This is a genomic window from uncultured Aquimarina sp. (assembly GCF_947492965.1).
GTDB lineage: Bacteria > Bacteroidota > Bacteroidia > Flavobacteriales > Flavobacteriaceae > Aquimarina.
Window position 1 is genome coordinate 777,570 of the sequence record NZ_CANLOZ010000002.1, and the last position, 26,089, is coordinate 803,658.

Below are 26,089 nucleotides of genomic sequence, written 5' to 3' on the forward strand. Positions count from 1 at the left end.
TAATATTGTATAGAATATTAACCTATGCAAGTGGAACAATCTCAATTAAAATGCGCAGTAGTAGACGATTCACGTCTCCAAAGACTCGCAATTGTAAAATTAATAGATGAACACTCATCACTAGAATTAGTGGCTGAGTGGAACAATGCTATTGAGACGAAAAACGGATTATTAGATACTCCGGTCGACCTATTGTTTCTAGATATCGAAATGCCAATACTCACCGGTTTTGATCTTTTAGATGATCTGGAAAACAAACCTCATATCATATTTGTTACTGGAAAAACAAAATATGCTTTTAAAGCCTTTGACTACGATGCTATCGATTATTTAAGAAAGCCCCTAAAAAAAGATCGATTTAATGCAGCTGTAGAGAAAGCACTTAGCATGTCTCGTTTAAATTCAGAACAAGCTTCTGTAGAGGATGATGATTACATCTTTGTAAAAAGTAATCTGAAAAAACGAAAAATATTTTTAAATCAATTAAAGTATGTAGAAGCTTTAGGTGATTATGTAAAGTTAATTATGGAAGATGGTGATCCTATTGTGGTTTTGGCTACGATGAAATCATTTGAGGCAGAATTACCAAGCGATCGTTTTTTAAGAATACACAAATCGTACATCGTAAATCTTGATAAAGTAGAACGTTATAACAGTCGTAACATAGAAATAGCGGATGAAAAAATACCGCTAAGTAGACATAAAAAACATTCTTTGATAGAGGCGTTAAGCGGATAAAACAAAGTATTATAAATATACAATCCCGTTACTTCTAAGTGATGGGATTTTTTATTTAATGAAACCTAATAAATAATGAGCATTAATAATTATCGACGTTGATAATTATCCGTACTCCAGAAAACTCTCTAATACTTTTAAATGAGTTCTCAATTTTTTTAATAACGTCTTTTGTTTTTTTTAGAGATTGTCCTGCTGGTATTTTAACCAATATATTTTTATTATACTGGTTTCTAATTCTGGAGATTGGAGGGAATTCGGGCCCTAAAACATGTTCTTTAAAACTCATTCTAAGAGATTTAGCAAACCAGGCTGTAGCGTCATTAACTCTATTATAATCTTTATGACGTCCTGTTATTTTAATAATCCTGTAAAATGGAGGATATTTATATTGATAACGCTCTTCCATCTGATCTTTATACATTCCTTCAAAGTCATTAATAGATACCTGCTGAAGAATTTGATGAAAAGGATTATAGGTCTGTATCAGAACTTTTCCTCTTTTACTGGTTCTACCAGCTCTACCAGCTACCTGTTGCATTAATTGAAAGCTTCTTTCATGCGCTCTAAAGTCAGGGAAGTTGAGCAAATTATCCGCATTCATGATACCCACTAAGGTTACATTTCTAAAGTCAAGTCCTTTAGTAAGCATTTGAGTTCCTACTAAAATATCAATTTCTCCATTTTCGAATTTGGTAATAATTTTTTCGTATCCATGCTTTCCTCTTGTAGTATCCTGATCCATTCGACCAATATGATGTTCTGGAAAAAGCTCTTTAAGTTCATTTTCTATCTGTTCAGTACCAAAACCTTTTGTTGTTAACTCAGGGCTATCGCAGGCAAGACATTTTTGCAACATTGCGATATGATATCCGCAATAATGACATCTCAATTGATTTCTATAATTATGATATGTTAAGCTAACATCACAATTAGGGCACTGCGGAGAATGGCCGCAAGTATTACATTCTACAACAGGAGAATACCCTCTTCTATTTTGAAATAAAATTACCTGTTCATCTTCTTTTAAAGCTTCTTCGATAGCTGTTAATAGGGTATCACTAAAGTGCCCTTTCATCTCTTTACGCTTGTACTTCGTTTTAAGATCTACCAGATTAATATCTGGCATCAATACATTACCATATCTTCTATTTAGAGTAACCAATCCGTACTTTTTTTGATTGGCATTATAATATGATTCTAAAGAAGGAGTAGCAGATCCAAGAACTACTTTACCATTAAATAGTTTGGAAAGTACAATTGCTGTATCTCTTGCATGGTATCTAGGAGCTGGATCATACTGCTTAAACGAACTTTCGTGCTCCTCATCTATAATGATTAACCCAAGGTTTGTGAATGGAAGAAAGATTGAAGATCTAGCACCAATAACTATTTGTGCTTTTGCTTTAGATTCTTTTACATTATTCCAAGCTTCTACTCTTTCATTTACCGAATATTTTGAATGGTATACGGTCAATTTTTCACCAAAGTATTCTTGCAATCTACTAATTAATTGCGTGGTCAAAGCTATTTCGGGTAACAAATACAAAACTTGTTTTCCTTTTGCAATTTGCTCTTCTATTAGTTTTACATATACTTCTGTCTTACCAGAAGAAGTAACCCCATGAAACAAACAGACATCTTTTTCCAGTAAATGTTTTTGTATTTGCTCTAATGCTTGTTTTTGAAAAGAATTCAGTTCTTTACTAGAAACACTAATATTAGACGTATACTCTACTCTATCGGTTTGTTTGTGATACTCTTCTAAAATACCTTTATCAACTAAGGTCTTAATAATACTAGTACTGCTATTAGCTACTTTAATTAGGTCCGCTACTTTAATAGCTTTATTTGTTTTGGCTTGCAACATAAACAAATGCATTAACACCTCCTTTTGCTTTGGAGCTCTTGTTAAAGAATCTAATAAATCTTGTAATGCTTCTTCAGTACTATACGCAATCTGTAATTTAACATACCGAACTAGTTTAGGTTTGTATCGCTCATAAATCTCCTCCTGAACAGTAATTACATTTTTCTCTATAAGTCTTTTTATAAGTGGAAGTACATTTTTCTTTCCCACAATATCCATTACCTCCTGTATGCGAAGTAAACTTTGATGCTGCAGTGCTTCGTATAATAAAAACTCATCATCTTTTAATTCTTGTTCATCTATTGTATGTGAATCATTCCTAAGAATAATAGTCTCACTTTCGAGTAAGAATGCACTAGGTAAGGCAGCTCTCATTACTTCTCCCTTAGAACACATATAGTATTCTGATATCCAAGACCAAAGTTGTAATTGATCATTTGTTACAATAGGAACCTCATCCAAAATATGCTCGATCTCTTTAGCTTCATAAACCTGAGGAGCTGTTTGATGAATGTTCGTTACCAATGCAGAATACACTTTACTTTTACCAAATTGTACAGCTACTCTCATTCCAGGTTTAAGGAAATGAGCCTCATTCTCATTAACACTATACGTAAACTCTTTATGAAGAGGAATTGGAAGAATTACATCTATATAATATTGCATCGACATTTTTGATTCATACAAAAATACATCTTTAGCCAAATTATAAACAACAAAAGCCAGATCAATTGACCTGGCTTTTGCTAGATTTTGGGGTAAATTTATTTTATCCGTTTTGGCCTAACATTCCTCCTTTGATTAATTTACACGCTGGCTCATCTCCCAACCAAATTTTGAATAACGCATATTTAAAATCTCTTCCTTCTATATATCCAATTTCTTCTCCATTCTTATACGTTCTTATTCCTTTTCCTTTTATGTAAACAAGATCAAAGAAATCATTGATTTGCGTACTACTACCAAATAGTTCTAAAAACTTATCGATTCTTTCATCTAAACTTTGTGTATTTCCAAACATAGCATCATCAAAACCTTTTCTAAACACTTTGATCATCCTTTTATTAGTTACTTTTTTAGAATTGATAACTAATCTAATAGACATACTCTCATCTGCATCTAAAACTTTTCTATCATCTGTATATTTATTTACGGTATATAAACCTCCGGAATATGTTTCTACGCCAAGTACTTTTCTAACTCCGGCACCATTAAGGGTAAGTTCTTCTCCTTCAAAATTTACTTTATAAGGAACTACTGCATCACCAACTCGAATTTGAGCTGTTGCCATTGTTGCAACTAGCAGTAATATAGATAGGGTAATTATTTTTTTCATGATTTAGTTTTTTAAAAATTACAAAGTCTTAGTTCTGTATTTTTTTAAAAACTAACAATCAAAAATGTTAAAATTTTGTTTAAACATTAAACCATTAAGAAACACACTATGCTTTAACCCACTGTTGAGTACGAAATAAAAAGGCAATGTAACCCCTTACATTTAAGGTGTTTGGATCATTTTCTTCTAACCAAATTTTGCATCTGTACACCTTTCCATTTTCAGGATCTAAAATTGTTCCATCTTCATATTCATTCCCATCTTTTGTTAAACCTTTTATAATAACCATACCCTCGATAGGTTTATTATAATCTTCTCCTTCACATTCTTTACATAATTGTCCTCTATCCGATTCCTTTAAAATTCGATCAATCTTTCCGTAAATTTTATCTCCCTTTTTGTAGATTTCTACGATAGATCTGGCTTCTCCAGTAGTATCATCTATTGTTTTCCATTTTCCAATAATTCCATTTTGAGCATTTACAAAACTTGATAGTAATATAAAACAGCTAATAATGATTTGATGTAATTTCATATTGAGTATTTATTTTAGAATATAATATTAAAAAAATATTGTGATACTAAAAAAGCTACCTGAGCTCAGGTAGCTTTTATGTTTATGCTATTGAAAAGTAGAATTATTGTAATCCTAACATTCCATTTTTGATATCGTCACTAGCAGGTTCATCACCTAACCATATTTTAAATAACGCATATTTAAAGTCACGTCCTTCTATCTCTCCGAGTTTTTTTCCATTTTTGAAACAGTGAACACCTTTGTCCTTTATATATACAATATCAAAAATATCATTCTTTACAATAGGCTCATTAAAGAACTTAATAAACTTATTGATTCTCTCGTCTAATGATTTTGTATTACCAAAAGTCGCTTTGTTAAATCCATCTCTAACAGCTTTGATCATTTTCTTTTGAGTAACAAATCCCGATACTATATTCAACTTTATTGCCATAGTTTCATCCGCATCCAAAATCGCTCTAGGGTCTTTACTCTTTTTTTGTAAATACAACCCTCCAGCATATAGGTCAATCCATAACATTGCGCGCATCCCCGCACCATTTAACTTAAGATCCGTATCGCCAAAATTCTCTTCATAAGGTAACACAGCCTTACCTACTCTAATTTGTGCTGTAGCTGTATTTAGAGAAATTAACGCTACAATTAATAAAGTAATATTCTTCATCTTTGTCAAAGTTTTATTTGGGGTATATTAATATCAATTTTTCCATCAAGTTTTCAAAAGTAATAAAATCTGTTATGCGCGCATAGCAATTTTCAAAAAAAAACGTTAAATTGTGTATTTCACCGCTAAAATAAGCATTTTATCCTAAAAAGCACCTAACATTTCATTTTTTAACCCTTTATCTGCTGGATTATCTCCAATCCATATCTTAAAAAGTGCTTCTTTGAAGTCTAAACCTTCTACATATCCCTTTTCTACACCATCTTTATAGATCACACTTCCCTTTCCTTTTTCATATACTATATCGTATATCTGACCTTCTTCGATCTCATCTTTTATGAAACCAATAAATGTATTAATTCTATCATCTAAAGGTGCTGTATTACCATTTGTAGATTTTTTAAATCCATCTCTTAAGGCACCAGCCATTTTACTTCTAGACATCATTCCTGATAAAATATGCAATTTAATTGCCATCGTTTCATCGGCTGCCGCTATCGTATTCCCACTAGCACTTTTCTTCTTAAGATATAAACCTCCAGCATAAATATCGAAAAAGAACTTCTCTCTTAATCCAGCTCCATTTATAGAAAGGTCTTCTCCGCTAAACGTTACTGTATTTGGAAGTGTAGCATCTCCTACCTTCACTTGAGCTTGAGTAGTTCCTACAATTGCTAAAAGAATAAATAATAAGCTTAGTTTTTTCATTTTTATTAAATTAAATGTTTGTATGATGCTAAAATATTAAAAATTCTTCTTCAATTTAATAAGAGATGCGTTTAATTCAAATCCTAATAAAAGTAAATTAGCATTGAGCCAAATGTATACCATTAGAATTAGCATTGCTCCTATAGAACCATACAATTTATTATAGTTAGAAAAATTATCTATGTAAATACCAAACAAATAGGTCGTAACCATAATTAGAATGGTGGTCATAAAAGCACCTGGAGAAAAGAATCTATTCATTTTACCTTCAGTAGTACCGAAATAAAACAAAGTAGCTACAATAAGAAAGATCATCAGTACGAATAATCCATATTTTCCAAATTGTAACCAAAAAACGGTATTGTCCATTACTCCTATTTCTTTTAGATTTTCTAACAAGTAACTAAAATATAATGTTACTATTACCGTGATAAGCAACAATGATGCCACAATTAAAGACACACCTAAGGCAACTATATATTGCTTTACAAAATTGCGGTTCAGTGTTACGTGATAGGAGTATTCGAATCCCGAAAAAACTGCATTGATCCCATTCGTCATTAAAAACAGGGATAAAACAAAAACTGTAGATAATAAACCTGTTCTTGGTGTATCGGAGATATCTTTATAAATCCCTTCAAAAAAAAGTTTTGATTGATTGGGTAAAGCAGAGGTAATAAACTCAAAGAAATTTTCCTGAAAACCATCAATCTGAATTATAGGAATTAAATTAAGTAAGAAAAGTAAAAAGGGAAACAGGGATAAGAAAAAACTCCATGATATAGAACTTGCTCTTGCCGAAAATGTACCTTTTACGATACCGATGGAATAAATTTCTACTAAATCATATAATGATAGTCCTTCGAAGCCCGGAAGAATTACTTTTTTACCGATTTTAACAAAAAGATTAATAATCGGAATTTTATGGAGTTTATCTTCGACTTCTTTAGACATATATTATACTGCTTTCAAACTCAAATCTAGATTATATACCGAATGCGTTAACGCACCGCTGCTTATATAATTAACACCACACTCTGCGTATTTACGAACTGTATTTTCATTAATACCACCACTCGATTCGGTAAGACAGGTATCACCGATAAGCTTTACTGCTGTTCTAGTATCTTCATAATTAAAGTTATCAATCAAAATTCTATAGACACCAGGTGTTTTAAGAATTTCTTGGATCTCTTCAAGGTTTCTAGCTTCTACAATTATTTTTAAATCTCTTTTGGTATCAGCTAGATATTTTTTTGTCTTTTCTATGGCTTTTGTGATTCCTCCCGCAAAATCAATATGGTTATCTTTTAGCATAATCATATCATATAAAGCAAACCTATGATTTTCACCACCACCAATTTTTACAGCCCATTTTTCTAAAGCTCTAATTCCGGGAGTTGTTTTTCTAGTATCTAAAATTTTAGTTCCCGTTCCTTCCAGAAGTTGCACGAAATGATTTGTTTTTGTAGCAATAGCACTCATTCTTTGCATTGCATTCAATACAAGTCGCTCCGCCTTAAGAATAGATTGAGAGCTTCCAGAAACATAAAAGGCAATATCTCCGTATTTTACTTTGGATCCATCTTCAATCATTACTTCGATTTCCATATTTGGATCTACATAGTTAAATACTTTCTTAGCAAAATCTACTCCTGCCAATATTCCTTCATCCTTTACGAGAAGTTTTGCTTTGCCAGTTGCTGTATCTGGAATACAAGCAAGAGAGCTATGATCTCCATCACCTACATCTTCTCTAATAGCATTAGCAATAATTAATTCAATTTCGTTGTCGAATTGAGCCTTTGTAATCATATTGAATGGTTATTTTTGCTAAAGTAGGAAAAGTAGTTGGAAGAATGAAGTAGTAACTACAAAGTGCATAAATAATCAATACGAATGACTATTAAATTAATTGCAGTTGGTAAAACAGATCATAAACAATTACAGGATCTTACTGCAGAATATATTAAAAGACTAGGTTTTTATATCAAGTTTTCTTTTGACATTATACCTGATATCAAAAATTCCAAGAATCTTAGTGAAGCACAACAAAAAGACAAAGAAGGAAAATTGATCCTGCAGAAAATAACCACTTCTGATGTGCTAGTTTTATTGGATGAGAATGGAAAGCAATATGACTCTATAGGTTTTGCTGATCTATTACAGAAACATATGAATAGTGGTATTAAACAATTAATATTTGTTATAGGAGGGCCATATGGATTTAGTCCAGAAGTCTATAATAGAGCGAACGGAAAACTTTCTTTATCCAAAATGACATTTTCTCATCAAATGATTCGCTTATTTTTTATCGAACAACTCTACAGAGGTTTTACCATCTTAAGAAATGAGCCTTATCATCACAGATAAAGCTCATCTCTAAAATCATCTCAATTTTTATAGCTATTGAGACAAAACTCATTGTATTAGTTATCCTTTATTAAGCTTCTTAGATCATCAAAAGCATCAATAAGATCTTCTACCAAATCAATAGAAACTGCATCTTTATCTAAAAAGACTGATAATTTTCCTTTTTTAAGTTTCACTTTATACCCATCTTCTCCCTTAGCCAAATAGTTCCATTCATAAGTTCCATAGCTTTTGGACATCTTTGCATCTAAATGATCTTTTAAAAACTTTTTTACTTTATCTGTTTTATCAGAAGGAAAACTTGCTTTTAATCTATAACTATCATCGGTATTGGAGACAGAAATATTGATATTATATCCTTTATCGGTATCATCACTAGAATAATTAACCGTTACTTTAGTGTTTGAATTTGTTTGCGCATGTGCTGTTGGCAGTGCCATTGTCATACATAAGATAAAAATGATTGTTTTCATATGTTTATATTTATTGTTTTTCCAAAGGTCATATGGAATCGCCATATAACATATCAGTCAACACCAATACATTGTTATGGCTTATTTCATAATTCATATTTTTGATTAATGATTCACTTTAAGTGAAAAGATTATTGATTGATTTTAATAATTACTAATACTAACTTCCTGATTCTTGGGAAGTCATTTCTTTTAATTCTTTACCGATAAGCCCAAATCTCTTTAATAATTTATCTGAAGCTAATTCTTTGTTTACGTTTATTCTTAGTTTATTTCCTTTTAGTTTTACTACGTATACCTCTTCATCTTCTAAACCTTTTGTCCAAGAATATGTATTGTCCTTTATTACCATATCCTTTTGCCCAAACTGATCGATCAAATAAGATTTTATGTGAGACTTCATGCGTTTCATAAACTTAATCTTTATACGATAGTTATCATCTGTATCGAGCGTAACAAATGATCTATAAAATGTCTTATGCTCTCCATCGGTATCATAGGTTATAGAAATACTAGAAGAAGATCCTGATGAGCTTTCATCGGTTTGTGCCTGTGTTGTTAGTAAGCCAAATACAAGACTTACAATAACAAAAATTACTGTTTTCATATTGTTCGCTTTTATGAAGAGAAATCGCTAATACGAAATCTCAACTATGTTAATGATTGATTTATATATTAATTGCTTGTAGAAGCTTACAAGCTTTTGGAGTACTCGGATCTATATTGTTTTACTTCTTTCCAAATACTTTTTACTGATTGAAGAACATCTTTATCTTCTTCCAAACCTGTATTCATAAAAAATATAGCTCCTATTTGATCATTTTTATTAAAATACATTAGTGTTAAGATTCCTGGATCCGATCCATTATGACCAATCTTTCCGGAAGTTCCTACTTCCCAAAAGAAACCATAATTATCTTTTTCATTTCCTTTATTATTTAACTGGTCTTTATCCAGTTTAGCGGACATCATTTGTTGAAAAGATGCGGTTTTTAATACAGAATCTTCTCCATAATATCCTTTCATCAATCCTTGTAAATACGCTGAAAGGTCTTTTATACTACTCCTGAATCCTCCGTCTGGATACGTAATTAAATCATACCTTGGTATTTTATTCCCATTTTCTGTGTAAATTGATGCGTAGTTTTCTGGGTTTGATGCTTCATAAGACCAACCCGAGTCGCTCATACCCAATGGGTCTAGTATATTTTGTTGTGTATATTCTGTAAATGAAGTTTCTGTGGCTATTTCAATAATATATGCTAATAGTGCCGAACCTATATTGGAATATTCATATCGGTCGCCTGGTTGATGCTTAGAGAAGTTATTTTTTCGAAACCACTCCCCTTTTGATGTCAAATGATTTTTTAGAAAAGCTTCTAGACTATACTTTTTATTGCCCTTCATCAAGATAAGGTCCTTTAACTCACTTTTGGTATAATTTTTTTCAACAAATTCCGCTTCATTTTCTAAAACATAGCTTTTTTCATAAGCATCTGTATCTAAAATCGAAGAAGTATGCGTTGCCAAATGTTTTACCGTTATTGGTGTTTCAGGATGTCTTGGATGATTTATTCTAAAAGGCAAAATATCATTAATAGGAGTGTCTACAGAAAGTTTCCCTTCTTCGACAGCTTTCATTAGTGCTACTCCTATAAAAGTTTTAGAAACCGAACCGATATTTTGTACTGTATTGATCGTATAAGGCTTTTGTGTTTCTTTATCCGCATAACCAAAACCGTTCTGATACAAAATTTGATTAGGAGTAAATACGGAAACACCAAAACCAGCAATTTTACTGGATTTATAAATATTTTCCAGCTTTTGATCTAATTGCTCTCCTTTTAATTGAGCGTTTACATATAATGATATGCAACAGAATAGTAGTACTTGTAATGTTTTCATGATGTTCGTTTTTTGATTGATGATTGATGATTGATGATTGATTTAATTTATTCTATTTGAAATGTTAGTCCCACACCTCGTACACTTTCGATTTTTATTTTACTGTCTTTTTTAAAATACTTCCTTAGTCTGCTGATAAATACATCCATACTCCTTCCTGAAAAGAAATCGTCATTTCCCCAAACATCTTTCAGTAGGTTTTCTCTTTTGATCATAGTATTTTTATGATCAAACAAATACTGAATTAATATTGTTTCTTTTTCGGTTAATTTTTGTCGATCCTCGTTCAATTTTAAACAATGATTTACAGCATCGAATTTAAAATCACCGATAGACAACACCTCTTCCTTTATTACTTGAGTTCTTTGAGATCTTTGAGATCTTTTTAAAATATTTTGAAGACGTAATACAAGAATATCTGCTTCAAAAGGTTTTACGATATAATCATCTGCACCTAATTTTAATCCTCGTATTTTATCTTCCTTCATTTTTTTTGCTGTTAAAAAAACAAAGGGAGTTTCTGGGTGTATTTCGATAACTTTTTCTGCCAATGTAAATCCATCCATTTTGGGCATCATAACATCAAAGACGCAGATATCGAATTGTTCTTGCCCAAATACTTCTAAAGCTTCTTTCCCATCTTTGGCCCATACCACTTTATATCCATGAAGCTCTAAATATTGTTTTAGAATACTTCCGAAATCAAAATCGTCCTCTGCTAATAATATATGCTTCATCTTATTCATTGATTGGTATATTGATGGTAAATGTGGTTCCTAAATCTAATTTGCTTTCCAAGCTTATATTGCCCTGATGTGCTTTTACAATTTGATTGGTAAAAAACAATCCTAAACCTAATCCTTTCACATCGTGCACATCTCCTTCGGTAATACGGTAAAATTTTTCAAAAATCCTTCGCTGTTCCTTTGGTGAAATTCCAATTCCATTATCATGTATTGATATTTCATACAAATCATCTTTTAGATAAGTTCTAAAAACAATTTCTACCTCATCTTTTCCATATTTTACCGCATTGTCCAAAATATTTAACAATGCAGTTGTAAACATAAACTTGTCTATATTTAAATTCACTTCTCTAAATTCTATTTTGGAGGTGACGGTAACATTTTTGTCTTGTACTGATAATTGAAAATCCTTTAATACATTTTTAAAATAAGTATCATCTAATACTTCTTCTTTTTTAAGAATAATCTCTTCGGATCCCAAACTATTTGTAACCACCTGATCTACTAACTTTTGCAATCTATCATTTTGTCGATCCAGTATATCTAAAGTGTTAGCAAAAGCATCTGGTGAACTTTGTATCTCAGGTTTTCTTAGGGTTTTAGAAGCTATTCCTAAAGTTGCCATTGGCGTTTTTAATTCATGAGTTATGTTATTAATAAAATCAGTTTTAATATCCGCTAATTTCTTTTGTTGAATCAAATTCCTAATGGAATAGAATAGTAGTATTACCACAAAAAGAATTAACAAAACTGAAAAAATAAACAATGATGCCATTTGCCCAAATACGATTCTTTTCCAACCAATGATATTGATATAATCTACAGTACGAACTTCTAAATCCATAGATATTTTAATTCCACCACTATTTACTTCATCTTCATACTCAAAATCTGTAAACCATCGAGCATTACTCATTACCACCTCATCTTTTTGTGGGAACTTTTCTCCGAAAGTGTATATATTTTCACCGTCTACTGCAGAAAATATACTGTCCATCCTTTCATCTTCAAAAAGGACGATACTTTTTATATCCTTTTTATATTGAATATCATACTCTAAATTGCGTTTGGCAATCTCTTTCTTATAATATTCTTTAAAAAGATCATTTAACGAATCTGTTTTAGGTCTAAACTTATCAAGAGCTTCTTTCTTTTGAATTTTGTTTTTCTTGTACTCCACTAAATTCTCACTCAGATATGTATACCATTGTTCCGCGAGAGAATCCATTTCCTTGGTATTATCTATATTGCTAATAGCTTTCTTTGTTTCTTTTATAAAGACATCTTTCTTTAATTGATATGTATTATATATCAAATACCCTTGTATACCAGATAAAGCAAGTAAAGCAATAACCGAAGTAATAATTAATAAGTTTATATTTTTCTTCATTATAGAGATGCATTAATAACTTCAATTGCCTTTTGCAACTGATCTTGGGAATCTAAGATAAAGTGTTTTGGTTTAAAATCTTCTCTAGGCTTTCCATTTATATGAAATAGTTTTTCTACAGGAATTTGAAAGCCAATTTTCGTTTCTGGCAAAGTATAATTATAGATGGCACCTAATAAATCAGCCATATCAGCACCTACGGTTTCGGATCTTTTTAATCCATCGAAACCAATCGTCATTCCTTCTCCCATACTTCCTGTCCATTTACTACAAAGAACAACTAACTTCTTACCATATATCTTTCCTCTTGGCATAACCAATTCTATCGTTTTTCTTTCTACTCCATATAATCTTTCTTCATACGTAAAGCTATGTATTTGGTAGGCTGCTTCTTTGTTGATAAATCTTCCCATAATTCCTCTTGCTACTGTGGTATTTCCGCCTCCAGGAGTATCTCTAAGGTCTAATATCATCCCATTTGTATTTTCTAAAGCGCGTAATGCTTCATCGATAGCAGCAATGGTATTATTATTTCCTAATGAGTTGTTTATTTTTATGTACCCAATATTATTATCGATGATTTTTGAGGTCACCAATTCTTCATAATTTTTGTTTCTCACCTTTTCTAATTCTAATGTTAATGAATCATTAACATTCAAAACTCTACTTTGATTATGTGTCCCTGCCAATAATAAGTTGGCTGCGTACTCATACATTTCTTTTGTATACGTGGTAACACCCTTAGGTAAAAACTTTTTAATAGCTTTTGATATTGAAACTCCATTATATGCTGTAATACACATTCCTAATTTAACTCCTGTTTTCTGTGCCGAAAAACCGTCTCTAATACCAGATACAATGAATTGTTTGTTTTTATATGAAACCCATATATCAGTTCCTGATGGGATTACTCTACTAGAAGAAGCTAAATTCCTGTTTAGACCAATATGACCATTATAAAGCTCATTATTAGTCATCTCTAACAAACGAATAAAATCATCATCATTTTGAATCGTATCTACAATAGGTTGGTAAATACTTCGCACTTTATCCCAATTCGTTTTCTGAACGTCGAAATAAGCAAAGTATTGATCCACTGTTTCCCAATAGGTGTTAAAATCCTTTTGATACTTTGTTTGGGCGAATGAACTCGATACGATTCCTAAAATGATGATGATTCTTAACATTACTATTCGTTTTTTGATTGTTGATGGTATCAAAAGTATAGAAGGCTTTCTAAGAAATCGAAAAATTACAGATCGTTAACCATGCATTAACGTTAACAAACATGAAAAACCCTTATAATATAAAGGATTGAAGAGGCTAAGTTAATACCGCTATAAAAAAGATTAATTATTACATTTGCGAACAAATCAATTCAATCAACTTATGCAATCATATCTAAAGCTCATTAAACTTGATAATCTTCTTCTTATAGCATTAGCTCAATTATGCATTAAGTACGGGCTTTTTGAACCATTCGGAATTGATATTACACTAAATGGATTCGGTATCTCATTACTAATTATAGCGACTGTTTCTCTGGTAGCGGCTCTTAATGTTATGCTATATCTAGAGGATAAAGAAAAATCGAATATTGTAATCTCTGAAAAAATAGCAAACCGACTTTTCATCATCTTTAATGTTGTTGCTGTAGGTATTGGTTTTTACCTTTCTAATATTATTGGTCGACCCAAATTGGCTGCTTTATTCATTGTCGTTTCTGGCATATTCTATATTTACACCACCTATTTAAAAGAAATCATTGTGGTCAAAAATGCACTAATGGGTATAATGATGGCTTTAGGGCTAATTGCTGTAGCCATTTTTGATTTACTTCCTGCAATCACAGAGCAGAACAAGGCATCTCAAAAAGTTATTTTCCTTATTATTGTAGACTATGCAGTGTTTGCGTTTATTATGATTACCATTAGAGAAATTGTAAAAGACCTTCTTACTGTTGATAAAGATCATAATACAGGATTACAAACCATCCCAATTGCTTTAGGAAAAGACAGAACAGCAAAGCTTATCAGTGGTCTTACTATAATTCCTATTGGTTTGATTATTTACTATGTATACACTTACTTGTTTAATAATTCGACCGCTGTTGTTATAGTCTTAGCAGTATTGGTAGCTCCTTTATTATACTTTATGTTTAGAAGTTGGGGAGCAGAAAATGACAAAGATTATAAAGTTTTAAGTATAATTTTAAAACTAGTCTTATTTGCCACTTCTTTATCTATGCTATTGTATCAATTCATATTGAAATAAGCTATGCTTAAAACTGTTTTAAAAGATTATCAACTTATTTTGGCTTCAGGTTCACCCAGAAGACAACAATTTTTTAAAGATCTAGATCTCGATTTTATCATACAAATAAGAGAAGTAAATGAGGTCTATCCCGAAGATCTAAAAGGCTCCGAAATATCAGATTATTTAGCTAATCTAAAAGCTGGAGAGTTTTCTGATTTACAACCCAATGATATTTTAGTTACAAGTGACACTATCGTTTGGCATGAGAATAAAGCATTAGGCAAACCAAAAAATCCTGAAGATGCTAAACAAATGATTGCTTCTTTATCTGGCAAGACTCATGAAGTCATCACTTCTGTGTGTTTTAAGACGATACACCAAACTAAAATTATTAACCAAACCACCAAAGTCACCTTTAAAACCTTATCGAAAGAAGAAATCGATTATTATGTTGACACGTTTTCTCCATTAGATAAAGCAGGTGCTTACGGAATACAAGAATGGATAGGATATATCGGTATAACTAATATAGAAGGTAGTTACTATAATGTTATGGGACTACCCGTACAACTTGTTTATGAAACGTTAATAGCGCTTGCTAGATCATAGCTTTGTCGTAATTTAGTTTTTTTGATCTATTATTCAAAAGGATTACTAGTAAGAAGGATTTTGAATAATCATATAGATCATAAAACTTAAAATTACCGCTATGAAAAAGTCTTTACTACTATTTTGTGTACTTGGAGTTTTAGTTATTATTGCCTGTAGTAATATCAAAGCTGATGAAAAAAACAATACGGCATTAAACAATAGTTCCAAATCAGCAGAATCTGAATTACAACCAGCAAAAGAACTTTCGGAAGATTTTAAAAAATATTGGTATGCAGGAAAAGCAGAAATCACTTCTTATACTCTAGAACAAGCAAGATATGGAGAAATAAGAGAAGGAAAAGCTGTGCTGATTTATGTAACAGAGGATTTTTTACCAAAAGAACAAGTAAAAGCTGATTACCAAAACGATACTAACGTGCCTGTTCTAAAACTCAATGCTACTAAAAAATTTAATACTGGAATCTATCCTTATTCCATTATGCAAAGTACGTTCTATCCAGTATCTGACAATAAACATGCGATTAAAGTATCCAGCTCTATGCAAGAATGGTGTGGTCATGTATACGCACAAATTAACAACAAAGAGAATTATGAGATTACGTCGCATTCTTATTTTCAAGGAGAGGCTGATCAAAACTTTACGTTAGATAAGGATATTTTGGAAAATGAACTCTGGACTAAGATTAGAATAGATCCTGAAAATCTCCCTACTGGAGATATAAAAGTAATCCCATCCCTGGAATATTGCCGATTAAAACATAAAGAAATCAAAGCTTACAACGCCAAAGCTACCATCACTAAAGAAGGTAACTATAGTAATTATAGCTTGGAATATCCCGAACTAAAGAGGAAATTGAATATTACTTTTTCAACTTCTTTTCCTTATGAAATAGAAAGTTGGACAGAAACTTTTACAAGTGATTTTGGTCCAAACACAAAGGAATTAGTAACAACAGCTACAAAATTAAAAAGCATTAAATCTGCGTATTGGGGAAAGAACAGTAATAAAGATGAAGTTCTTAGAGATGCTTTAGATTTGAAATAATACAAACCTGCACAACCTTTTCATAACTTACTGAAAACCAAACAAAAAATCTTATTTCTTGAGATATATTTGTTAAGTGATATTAGGAAAACTAAGCATTTATTAAGAAATTGCTACTACCAAAGAATTAAACTTAACAAATCTACTTAATTATGAAAAAACTCATGTTATGCATATGGTTACTCATGTGCAAATGCGAAATGCAAGCACAGTCGTTAACGAATCATATTGTTATTGATCAATTTGGATATAGACCAAACTCTGACAAAATCGCGGTAATTAGAGATCCACAAACAGGTTTTGATTCTAGCGAATCTTTTAATCCAGGAAATACATACGCGTTAGTAAATGCTTCCAACGATCAACAGGTATTTACAGGAACTCCTGTAACCTGGAATGCTGGTGCAGAAGACACATCATCAGGAGATAAAGCTTGGTGGTTTGATTTTAGTAGTCATACAAATCCTGGAACTTATTATATTCTAGATACTACTAATAATGTTCGCTCTTTTGAATTCGAAATTCGAGAGGATATCTACAATGAAATACTCAAACAAGCTGTTCGAACATTTTATTATCAGCGTGTAGGGTTTGCAAAAGAGACTCCTTACGCAGAACCTAATTGGGCAGATGGTGCCAGTCATATGGGCGCTTTACAAGATACGCAATGCAGAAGTTACGATGCTCCAAACGATGCTAGTACAGAAAAGGATGTAAGTGGTGGTTGGTATGATGCTGGTGATTACAACAAATACACCAACTGGACTTCTAACTATATTTACGAAATGTTGTTGGCTTATGAGGAATCACCTGATGTTTGGGGAGATAATTATAATATTCCAGAATCGGGTAATGCCATTCCAGATATTATTGATGAAGTCAAATGGGGAATGGATCATTTACTACGATTACAAAATAATGATGGTAGTATGATTGCCGTAGTATCCGAAAGTCATGCAAGTCCTCCTTCTGCTGCAACAGGACCAAGTTTGTATGGAGCCGTTAATACAAGTAGCACTTGGAATTCTGCTAGTACTTTTGCTTATGGAGCCAAAATATTTGCCTCTTTAGGAATGACTGCTTATGCAAACACCCTAGAACAGGCAGCTACAAGTGCATGGAATTGGGCAACGGCAAATCCTAATGTAGTCTGGAGAAATAATGATGCGGCTAATGGATCGCAAGGTATTGGTGCTGGGCAACAAGAAGTAGATGATTACGGAAGAGCCATGTACAAACTGCGTGCTGCAGCACATTTGTATGAAATTACAAATCAAGATAGCTATAAAACATTTTTTGAAAGTAACTATACAGAAACTCATATGATCGCTTGGAACTTTGTTTTTCCTTACGAAGCTAGAGAACAAGAAACTTTATTGTATTATACTAGAATTCCTGGAGTTTCTACCAATGTTAAGGATAATATTGTGAACACGTATAACGGTTCGATGAATTCTAATGCTATTAACTTTATGTCATTTGATAAAAAGGTTGATCCTTACATGGCTCATTTAGACACCTACACTTGGGGAAGTAATAACACGAAAGCTAAGAAAGGGCTAACATTTTATAGTATTAAAGAATATGCACTTAACAATGCCAGAGAAGTAGATGCAGAAAAAGCGGCAGAAAACTACATTCATTATATGCATGGAGTAAACCCTTTGAATATGGTATACCTAACCAATATGTATTCTTATGGAGGTGATCGCTGTGCTAATCAAATATACCACACTTGGTTTCAGGATGGAACGGATTGGGACGAAACAGGTGTTTCTTTATATGGTCCTGCTCCCGGTTTTGTTCCTGGAGGACCTAATCCAAGCTATGATAGAGATCAATGCTGTAACAGTAGCTGTGGAAGTACCGCAAATGATGCTTTGTGTAATGCTATTTCCGTCAATCCTCCTAAAGGACAACCTGATCAGAAATCTTATCTAGATTTTAATAACAACTGGCCATTGAATTCATGGTCAATTTCTGAAAATAGTTGTGGATATCAGATAGCATATATTAGACTTTTATCAAAATTTGTTTCAGATTCTAATAATACTTTGTCGATAAACACGCCCAACACTCAGAACTCAAAGTTAGTGGTATATCCTAACCCTGCTAAAAATCAAATAAAAATTAAATTCCCGAATGATATAGATACTTCAGACTATACAGTAACTATTTCTTCTCTAGTTGGAAAAAAATTAATTGAAACCAAAATTAAAGATTACATAAATGTTTCTAAATTAAACCAAGGAATGTATATATTAACTGCCGAAAATAAAACGAAAACTTTTAGTCAAAAAATTATTATTCAATAAAATAAAATTATACCAAATGAAACTTTCAGAAACTGAAATTACGGATCGTCTTAAAACTATGGACGGATGGGAATATGAAGATAATGCTCTACATACATCTTTTGAATTTGAAAACTTTAAAGATGCTTTCTCTGCGATGTCCAGAATAGCTTTTGAAGCGGAAGCATTAAATCATCATCCAGATTGGTCTAATGTATATAATGTAGTAAATATATCCTTGTCTACACATGACGCTGATGGAGTAACGGATAAAGACTTTGAGCTTGCAAAGGCAATTGACGGCATCGTAGAAGAAGAATAAAAATATGCTGTAGAATCAAACATCTATTTGTGAAACTTTTGGTTTCTACTTATGTTTGTAATTAGATTTTAAATTTAGATTATGGGAAGAGCTTTTGAGTTCAGAAAGGCACGTAAAATGAAACGTTGGTCTGCAATGGCCAAAGCATTTACTAGAATTGGTAAAGATATTGTAATGGCTGTGAAAGAAGGAGGACCAGATCCTGATTCTAATTCACGTTTAAGAGCGGTTATACAGAATGCTAAGTCTGTAAATATGCCAAAGGACAATATCGAGCGTGCGATCAAAAGAGCTTCTGATAAAACACAAGGAGATTATAAAGAAGTTCTTTTCGAAGGATATGCTCCTCATGGCATTGCTATTCTTGTAGAAACTGCTACCGATAATAATAATAGAACCGTTGCCAATATTAGATCTTATTTTAATAAATGCGATGGAAATTTAGGAACTTCGGGATCTGTAGAATTTATGTTTGATCACACTTGCAATTTTAGAATTAACGGAGAAGGTCTAGATCCAGAAGAATTAGAACTAGAATTTATTGATTTTGGTGCTGAAGAGGTGTTTCAGGATGAAGATGGAATTTTAATCTATGCTCCTTTTGGTAGTTTTGGAACTATCCAAAAAGAATTAGAAAGTCGCGAAATTGAAATTCTTTCTTCTGGTTTTGAGCGAATCCCACAAGTAACTAAAGAATTAACTCCAGAGCAAGCAGCGGATGTAGAAAAGCTTTTAGAAAAAATTGAAGAAGATGATGATGTGCAAAATGTATATCATACTATGCAAGAATCTTCTTCTGAAGCATAATTAAAAGTATAACAATACTTTATGAAAAGACTGTCTATAAAAGGCAGTCTTTTTTGTTATGTTTAAATAATTTTTTCGACTTACATCAAAACAACATACAATGAAACAATGGATATTTTTGATTTTATTATCGTTTGGTGTAAGCGTTACAGCCCAACAAATGAATAATGAAACACTAGGAGAAATAATTACCCAAAAAGCTGATACGATAAATGGAATCACTGGTAATTGGCAATTTATTTATAAAGAAATCCCAATGTTGTGTGTTACCGATGAAAGGAATAACCGAATGAGAATCATTGCTCCAATAACAGACTCCAGTAATCTAGATAAAGATTTATTACTAGATTCTATGACTGCGAATTTTCATTCTGCCTTAGATGTAAAATACGCCATTTCTAATGGAATCCTATGGTCTGCTTATGTGCACCCGTTAAAAGAACTTACCACGGAACAAGTCGAAAGCGCTTTATCACAGGTTTATCTTGCTGCCAAAACCTTTGGGACTACATTTTCTAGTACAGAATTACTTTTTGGAGCCAGTGCTTTAGAAGAAGAAAAAAAGGAAGAACCTAAAAAAGAAGTGATTAAAAAAGAGAGTACGCGAAAATTTTAATTATTTCGATTCTTAAATTCAGTATATCCTTCTTTTCCAATAATTTCATATATATCAGAATCAAGCTGTTCCATTTCAGTATTGTTATCTTTATATTGTTTACATAAGACGTCCAGATATAAAGACAAACGTTCTTTCTCCTTAAGTTCTTGTAATAAAAATAGAATACACCTTACTATTTCCTCCTGATATTCTCCAATGAACTTATCCTGAATATCTTTTGCCAATTGAGCAATTTTTAGCGTTTCTAACAGCCCATCCTTTTTATCATGGATCTTACTTAGATGTAGTGCTTTCATTTTTTGATAATTAATCAATGAATAAAACTTCATATAATTACCCTCTTCAAATAAAAACTCTTTACTAGCATCAAGAGAAACACCCATATCATGTAACCTTACTATTTCTTGATCTAATACTTTTTCAAATCTAGAGAACAACTTATGATAAAAACTACTTTTATCCAATTGACTAAGGTATGCATGGATTTGTTCCATTTTAGCATAAAAATTGACTAAGTACTTGGGTTGATCAGGAGTTAGTAGAGTACTTTCCTCAAGAAGTGTAATTACTTGATTATATAGAACGTCTTCTATGTTTTTATAATCAATAACACTTACATGTTCAAAAACAGAATTACAATATGAGCAAGTATATAGATTTGGTTTATTCTCTTTAAAAGAGTCATTTGCTCCACAACTAGGACACTGTAATCGATTACTATTCATAACATTAACACTGTTCTTTTATGGTATGATTGAAAAGATTTAAGGATCAAAACTATATTTGGGAACTTTTCCCTTAACACCTTTAAAAAAGCTGTACATATGCTGTAAATCCTTATCCAAATCACCAGTTGGATGAAAAGCTTTAGAAATCACTACTCGCTTTTTTCCAAAATCAAAGGCTACCATGATTATTGGAACATTTGCTGCCATTGCGATATAATAAAATCCTGTTTTCCAAGATTCCACTTTTTTTCTGGTACCTTCTGGAGCTAGGGTAATTCTTAATTCATCACGCTTTTCAAATTCTTTAGCAATCGCTTCTACTTTATTCTGCCCAGGTGTCCTATCAAGTGCAATCCCTCCCACCTTTCTAAAATACCATCCAAAAGGCCATTTAAAAAGCTCTTTTTTTCCCATGAAGCTAATTTTAACACCTGCTAATTGTCTAATTAACAGCCCTATATAAAAGTCGTGCCAACTAGTATGAGGGACAGCAATGACCACACACTTTTTTACATTATCAGCATCGAAATCACCTATCATCTCCCAGCCCATAATTTTATGAAATATAAAAGATGATAGCTTTCTCATGAGTTATTAAATATTATAAAGAGAAGTTACAAAGAGCGATAAATACCTTTTAACTTATCTGCATTGATATGTTCCTTCCAATTTTTACCCAGCGCATTTTCCCATAAAGGAACCAATCCAAGAGCCACAGAGACCATAGTATCTAATTGATCTTCTGAAACATTAGCACATATACCTTGTGGTATATGTATATTGTGTAGCTCTTTCATTTGTTTAAAAATCGCTACGCCTTCAGGATAGTACTCACCTAATTTATCGAATACGATGCAATTACCAATACCATGTTTTGTTCCTAAAACGTATGCCAATCCATAACTCATAGCATGAGCAATACCAACTTGAGAATAAGCTATGCTCATTCCTCCATGCCATGAAGCCATCATTAATTTAGCATCAGCTTCTTCTTTGTGTAAAGTATTATCTAAAAATATTTCCTTACAAAGATCATACGCCTTTTCGCCATAACTTTGACTAAATGCATTAAGATAAGTACCTTTTAGAGATTCTATACAATGTATATAGCAATCCATACCTGTATAAAACCACTGATCTTTTGGTACGTCTTTTATAAGTTCTGGATCTAGTATTACCTGATCAAACGGAGTGAAATCAGAATTAATACCTAATTTTTTTTCAGGACCTGTCAATACTGTTGTTCTCGACACCTCTGCTCCAGTTCCAGATATTGTGGGAATACCAACATGGTACACTGCTTTGTGATGCACCAGATCCCATCCTTGATACTCAGTAGCACTTCCAGAATTATTCATCATAATAGCAACCGCTTTAGCAAGATCCATGATAGATCCTCCTCCAATTCCTATAATTCCGCTTGGAGTAAAGCCAAATTCTTGCTTTAATTCCGTTACAAGTTGATCTACTTGAGAAGTTTTAGGTTCTTCTTTTGTAGAAACATATATAATCTTGTCTGTACCTGATAATTCAATCCTATCTTCGATAAATGTTTTATTGTTCTCAAAGACATCATCAATAAGATAGATGAATGGGGCTCCATTCTTTCGTTCTGCAGAGAGGATTTGTCCTAGTTGATTAAAGGATCCTTTACCAAAAACCACTCTTGGCACCATAGGAAAATTCTTATGGAAAGATTCTTTTACTTTAGGAGTAACCGTAGATGTAATGTTCAAAAGATTTTGTTTGTTAATTAAATTTCTTGCTTTTTCTAAATCTTCTGGGGTATCTATTTCCACACCTTCATGGTGTGTCTCTATCATTTTTATATTCTTACCATATTCTAAATATCGTATGCATTCAATTTTCTCTGAAGCTTCTAGCGTTCTCATCGGTAGGCGATAAAAATCTAAAATTGCTTGCTTTCTGAATGCATAGATCCCTTTATGTTTAAAATAGGTATGACTTACTTGTTTATCACGTGGGTAAGGTATGGGAGCACGAGAAAAATATAATGCGTAATCATTCTCATCTACGATTACCTTTACACTATTAGGATTTACGATATCATCCCAATCGGTCATTGGGGTCATCAAACTTGCCAAATCGATCTTATCTGCATCTTCTCCCTGAAAAACCTCTAAGACTTTTTCAAGACTTTCTCTTTCTGTAAATGGCTCATCTCCCTGAACATTAACCACGATATCGATATCCATATCTGCTACAGCTTCAGCAATTCTATCGCTTCCGCAGTCATGTTCTTTTTTACTCATAATAGCTTTACCACCATGAGATGTAATTTCATCAAATATAATTTCGCTATCGGTAACTACATATACCTCGCTAAATAATGATGTTTTTACCGCGGCTTCGTATGTTCTCAATATAACGGATTTTCCCTCAAGATCTTGCATAAGTTTCCCTGGAAATCGGGATGCAGCGTATCTCGCAGGAATCATTGCGATAGTTTTTAGTTCAGTTTTGTTCAAAATTGCTTGCTTTTGCGGGTCAAAAATAGGTTTTTTAAATCGATTTTCAAGAAGAGCGCCTGAATAGTTTTTTATAAACTTTTCTTAAACCAAAAAACAACACTATTACCAAAATAATAGCTACCAATGGAAGAAATACAGATAATATCGATATAACAGTTGCAGTTCCCGTTTCTACTGTAGCTATTATCGGATTTGCCAATCCTCCAGTCGTAGCAGAAGATGTTAACCGCGATGCTCCCATGGTACTTTTTACAGTAGCCGCCGTTCCTCCACCAGCAATAATTGCAAGTGCCCAAGTAACTACAGGACTCAAATTAGCGACGGTAGAAACCATCACTGCTGTTCCTGCAATGGCTGCAAGTGGAATTGCTATGGTGTCGAGCAAATTATCAAACCAAGGAATATAGTAAGCCAATATCTCTACTACCGTTGCTATAGATAAAACGATTAACGCAGTATTGCTCCCTACCCACTCCCATTCAGAATTTAAAGGAATAACTCCATAATGACCTGCTATACTGATTGCTAGCAAGGGTAAAAAAACTCTAAATCCTACGGAAGCAGCCAAACCAACTCCTAAACATATACTCAAAATAGTCTCTTGCATATACTTTTACTTTAATTTTCGATAAAAAATTCATCTTTAAAACCTATAAGATATAATTTTTCTTTCGCTCGGGTCACTGCAGTATACAGCCATCGTAGATAGTCTTTATTAATTCCATCAGGAAGATAAGGTTGTTCTATAAAAACTGTATCCCACTGTCCTCCTTGCGATTTATGGCAAGTAATCCCATATGAAAATTTAACTTGAAGTCCATTAAAAAACTTGTTGTTTTTTACCCCTAAAAACTTCTTATACTTAGATTTTTCATCTTCGAAATCCTTTAAAACCTCTTGATATAATTTATTCGAATCCTCATAGGACAATGATGGGCTCTCCGAAGTTAAGGTGTCAAGAATTAATACTGTTTCTAATGGTTTTTGATCAGGATAATCCACCATCATTATTTTTACTTCTGCAAAACGAAAACCATATAATTCTTTAATTGCATAAATTTCAAGAATTTTAATGATATCTCCATTTGCAATAAAACCTGCTTCACTTTTATTATCTAACCAAAAATAGTTATTCTTTACCACCATTAGATAATCTCCAGAAGATAACTCTTCTTCCTGAAATAAGATTCTGGATCGAATCTGTTGATTATAGATATTAGCTCTTTTATTAGAACGTAGTATAATAACAGACTCTTCGTGTCCTGAGCTGGCATAAGAATCATTTAAAGCATCCATGATATCATGACCATCCACTAATCGAATAATATCTGGATATCCCTGAATATCGAACTGAAAAGAATCATAAAAACCACCATTTAATAATTCCCTAAGATTAGTGGCATTCATGAGTATACCACTATCTTCGGCTTGTCTTACTACTTCATCCAATTCTATTTGAGTTACCTCTTTATTAAATCCCATTGATAAGGTGTCAGGATCTAAAGCGGGACTAACTTCCAGTTTTACTGGCGGCAGCTGTGCAGTATCTCCTATAAACAAGATCTTACAATTATGACCAGAATAAACAAACATCATTAGATCATCTAGTAATGAACCATTCTCAAACAGTTTACTGTCACTTGGAGTATCTGGTATCATGGAAGCTTCATCCACGATAAAAATGGTATTTCTTTTCTTGTTTTGTTTTAGTTGAAAAGCTAGACCACCACTATTGGTTTTTTTAGGATAGTAAATATTCCTATGAATGGTTTGTGCTTGTCGTCCAGAATAATTACTAATTACCTTTGCAGCTCGACCTGTTGGCGCTAATAAAACAGAGCTTAACTTTGCTTTCCATAGGTTTTTTACCAAAGTACCTATTAAAGTAGTTTTTCCTGTTCCGGCATACCCTTTTAGTAAAAAAAGATCATCTTTTTTACTTGATAAAATAAAAGCTGAAAGTTTTTGAAGTACAACATCCTGTTTTAGAGTGGGTTCAAAAGGAAAATCATCTTTTAATAATTGATAAAACTCTATTTCCCTCATGAAAAATTCTTGTTCCGTAAATCCATAATCTGTTAATAAATCAAAGATAGTAATGATTTTTTGGCTATAAACTTTTACGATTAAAAAAAAATTGTAGATTTGCGTATACACTAATGTCTAAAAGCTA

At 32.4% G+C, this 26,089-nt stretch carries 27 protein-coding genes and 1 pseudogene; 9 read left to right on the forward strand and 19 right to left on the reverse strand.

The annotated features are described in order from the left end of the window. Positions 1–24: 24 nt before the first annotated feature. Complete coding sequence (locus tag Q1B37_RS07970; protein WP_299600705.1) at positions 25–738, forward strand: LytTR family DNA-binding domain-containing protein; 714 nt, start codon at positions 25–27, stop codon at positions 736–738. A gap of 82 nt (positions 739–820) precedes the next feature. Here Q1B37_RS07970 and priA read toward each other — a convergent pair whose 3' ends face one another. The 7 genes from priA to nadC all read right to left on the reverse strand — a co-directional run bounded on the left by priA (position 821) and on the right by nadC (position 7,669). Beyond that, positions 821–3,274, reverse strand: a complete 2,454-nt coding sequence (priA, locus tag Q1B37_RS07975; protein ID WP_299897554.1) for a primosomal protein N' — start codon at positions 3,272–3,274, stop codon at positions 821–823. Positions 3,275–3,377: 103 nt separating this feature from the next. Further along, the gene (locus tag Q1B37_RS07980) at positions 3,378–3,944 is read right to left on the reverse strand and encodes a chalcone isomerase family protein (RefSeq protein WP_299600701.1); all 567 of its coding nucleotides are present in this window, start codon (positions 3,942–3,944) and stop codon (positions 3,378–3,380) included. A gap of 106 nt (positions 3,945–4,050) precedes the next feature. Beyond that, positions 4,051–4,479 (reverse strand): DUF2147 domain-containing protein, encoded by a 429-nt coding sequence (locus Q1B37_RS07985; RefSeq protein WP_299897557.1) that lies wholly within the window; start codon positions 4,477–4,479, stop codon positions 4,051–4,053. Between the two features lie 103 nt (positions 4,480–4,582). Continuing rightward, complete coding sequence (locus tag Q1B37_RS07990; RefSeq protein WP_299897560.1) at positions 4,583–5,146, reverse strand: chalcone isomerase family protein; 564 nt, start codon at positions 5,144–5,146, stop codon at positions 4,583–4,585. A 144-nt stretch (positions 5,147–5,290) separates the two neighbouring features. Next, positions 5,291–5,854, reverse strand: coding sequence for a chalcone isomerase family protein (locus tag Q1B37_RS07995; RefSeq protein ID WP_299600695.1), 564 nt, complete (start codon positions 5,852–5,854; stop codon positions 5,291–5,293). A 36-nt stretch (positions 5,855–5,890) separates the two neighbouring features. After that, positions 5,891–6,808, reverse strand: coding sequence for a YihY/virulence factor BrkB family protein (locus Q1B37_RS08000; RefSeq protein ID WP_299600693.1), 918 nt, complete (start codon positions 6,806–6,808; stop codon positions 5,891–5,893). 3 nt (positions 6,809–6,811) lie between these two features. Further along, positions 6,812–7,669: a carboxylating nicotinate-nucleotide diphosphorylase gene (nadC, locus tag Q1B37_RS08005; RefSeq protein WP_299897563.1), complete on the reverse strand. Its 858-nt coding sequence runs from the start codon at positions 7,667–7,669 to the stop codon at positions 6,812–6,814. Positions 7,670–7,753: 84 nt separating this feature from the next. On the opposite strand from nadC, the gene rlmH reads away from it, so the two are divergent. After that, entirely contained in the window at positions 7,754–8,227 is a 474-nt protein-coding gene (rlmH, locus tag Q1B37_RS08010) for a 23S rRNA (pseudouridine(1915)-N(3))-methyltransferase RlmH (protein ID WP_299897566.1), read from the forward strand. A gap of 56 nt (positions 8,228–8,283) precedes the next feature. Here rlmH and Q1B37_RS08015 read toward each other — a convergent pair whose 3' ends face one another. The 6 genes from Q1B37_RS08015 to Q1B37_RS08040 form a co-directional block, all read right to left on the reverse strand. Further along, positions 8,284–8,700: a hypothetical protein gene (locus Q1B37_RS08015; protein ID WP_299897569.1), complete on the reverse strand. Its 417-nt coding sequence runs from the start codon at positions 8,698–8,700 to the stop codon at positions 8,284–8,286. Positions 8,701–8,860: 160 nt separating this feature from the next. Then, a complete protein-coding gene (locus Q1B37_RS08020) occupies positions 8,861–9,307 on the reverse strand; it encodes a hypothetical protein (protein WP_299897572.1) in 447 nt (148 codons plus the stop codon). 86 nt (positions 9,308–9,393) lie between these two features. Next, positions 9,394–10,605 (reverse strand): serine hydrolase, encoded by a 1,212-nt coding sequence (locus tag Q1B37_RS08025; RefSeq protein ID WP_299897575.1) that lies wholly within the window; start codon positions 10,603–10,605, stop codon positions 9,394–9,396. A 47-nt stretch (positions 10,606–10,652) separates the two neighbouring features. Further along, positions 10,653–11,342 (reverse strand): response regulator transcription factor, encoded by a 690-nt coding sequence (locus tag Q1B37_RS08030; RefSeq protein WP_299897578.1) that lies wholly within the window; start codon positions 11,340–11,342, stop codon positions 10,653–10,655. Position 11,343: 1 nt separating this feature from the next. Next, positions 11,344–12,741: a HAMP domain-containing sensor histidine kinase gene (locus tag Q1B37_RS08035; RefSeq protein WP_299897581.1), complete on the reverse strand. Its 1,398-nt coding sequence runs from the start codon at positions 12,739–12,741 to the stop codon at positions 11,344–11,346. Beyond that, positions 12,741–13,928, reverse strand: coding sequence for a S41 family peptidase (locus tag Q1B37_RS08040; RefSeq protein ID WP_299897584.1), 1,188 nt, complete (start codon positions 13,926–13,928; stop codon positions 12,741–12,743). Before Q1B37_RS08040 ends, Q1B37_RS08035 begins: the two co-directional genes overlap by 1 nt. 202 nt (positions 13,929–14,130) lie before the next feature. Between Q1B37_RS08040 and Q1B37_RS08045 the strand changes: the two genes are divergently transcribed. The 7 genes from Q1B37_RS08045 to Q1B37_RS08075 all read left to right on the forward strand — a co-directional run bounded on the left by Q1B37_RS08045 (position 14,131) and on the right by Q1B37_RS08075 (position 20,693). Beyond that, complete coding sequence (locus tag Q1B37_RS08045) at positions 14,131–15,015, forward strand: geranylgeranylglycerol-phosphate geranylgeranyltransferase (RefSeq protein ID WP_299897593.1); 885 nt, start codon at positions 14,131–14,133, stop codon at positions 15,013–15,015. A 3-nt stretch (positions 15,016–15,018) separates the two neighbouring features. After that, positions 15,019–15,606, forward strand: a complete 588-nt coding sequence (locus Q1B37_RS08050; protein WP_299897596.1) for a Maf-like protein — start codon at positions 15,019–15,021, stop codon at positions 15,604–15,606. Between the two features lie 100 nt (positions 15,607–15,706). Beyond that, complete coding sequence (locus Q1B37_RS08055) at positions 15,707–16,654, forward strand: septum formation inhibitor Maf (protein ID WP_299897599.1); 948 nt, start codon at positions 15,707–15,709, stop codon at positions 16,652–16,654. A 152-nt stretch (positions 16,655–16,806) separates the two neighbouring features. Continuing rightward, complete coding sequence (locus Q1B37_RS08060; RefSeq protein ID WP_299897602.1) at positions 16,807–18,969, forward strand: glycoside hydrolase family 9 protein; 2,163 nt, start codon at positions 16,807–16,809, stop codon at positions 18,967–18,969. 16 nt (positions 18,970–18,985) lie between these two features. Next, positions 18,986–19,270: a 4a-hydroxytetrahydrobiopterin dehydratase gene (locus Q1B37_RS08065; protein WP_299897605.1), complete on the forward strand. Its 285-nt coding sequence runs from the start codon at positions 18,986–18,988 to the stop codon at positions 19,268–19,270. Positions 19,271–19,351: 81 nt separating this feature from the next. After that, entirely contained in the window at positions 19,352–20,077 is a 726-nt protein-coding gene (locus Q1B37_RS08070; protein WP_299897607.1) for a YebC/PmpR family DNA-binding transcriptional regulator, read from the forward strand. A gap of 100 nt (positions 20,078–20,177) precedes the next feature. Beyond that, entirely contained in the window at positions 20,178–20,693 is a 516-nt protein-coding gene (locus tag Q1B37_RS08075) for a hypothetical protein (protein ID WP_299897610.1), read from the forward strand. Here Q1B37_RS08075 and Q1B37_RS08080 read toward each other — a convergent pair. From Q1B37_RS08080 to Q1B37_RS08100, 6 genes and pseudogenes are all read right to left on the reverse strand, one after another. Further along, positions 20,690–21,421 (reverse strand): hypothetical protein, encoded by a 732-nt coding sequence (locus Q1B37_RS08080; RefSeq protein WP_299897612.1) that lies wholly within the window; start codon positions 21,419–21,421, stop codon positions 20,690–20,692. The two genes, Q1B37_RS08075 and Q1B37_RS08080, sit on opposite strands and share 4 nt — an antisense overlap. 39 nt (positions 21,422–21,460) lie before the next feature. Further along, on the reverse strand, positions 21,461–22,012 hold the full coding sequence (locus Q1B37_RS08085; protein WP_299897614.1) for a 1-acyl-sn-glycerol-3-phosphate acyltransferase: 552 nt from the start codon (positions 22,010–22,012) through the stop codon (positions 21,461–21,463). Between the two features lie 26 nt (positions 22,013–22,038). Further along, positions 22,039–23,100 carry an iron-containing alcohol dehydrogenase family protein gene (locus Q1B37_RS24225; protein ID WP_366944309.1) on the reverse strand — a complete coding sequence of 354 codons (1,062 nt, stop codon included), beginning with the start codon at positions 23,098–23,100 and terminating at the stop codon, positions 22,039–22,041. A 78-nt stretch (positions 23,101–23,178) separates the two neighbouring features. Further along, positions 23,179–23,883: pseudogene (kdsB, locus tag Q1B37_RS24230) on the reverse strand (3-deoxy-manno-octulosonate cytidylyltransferase); the annotation flags it as partial. Between the two features lie 76 nt (positions 23,884–23,959). Beyond that, positions 23,960–24,523, reverse strand: a complete 564-nt coding sequence (locus Q1B37_RS08095; RefSeq protein WP_299897617.1) for a DUF4126 domain-containing protein — start codon at positions 24,521–24,523, stop codon at positions 23,960–23,962. Between the two features lie 11 nt (positions 24,524–24,534). Next, positions 24,535–25,962: an AAA family ATPase gene (locus Q1B37_RS08100; RefSeq protein WP_299600654.1), complete on the reverse strand. Its 1,428-nt coding sequence runs from the start codon at positions 25,960–25,962 to the stop codon at positions 24,535–24,537. Positions 25,963–26,089 lie beyond the last annotated feature (127 nt).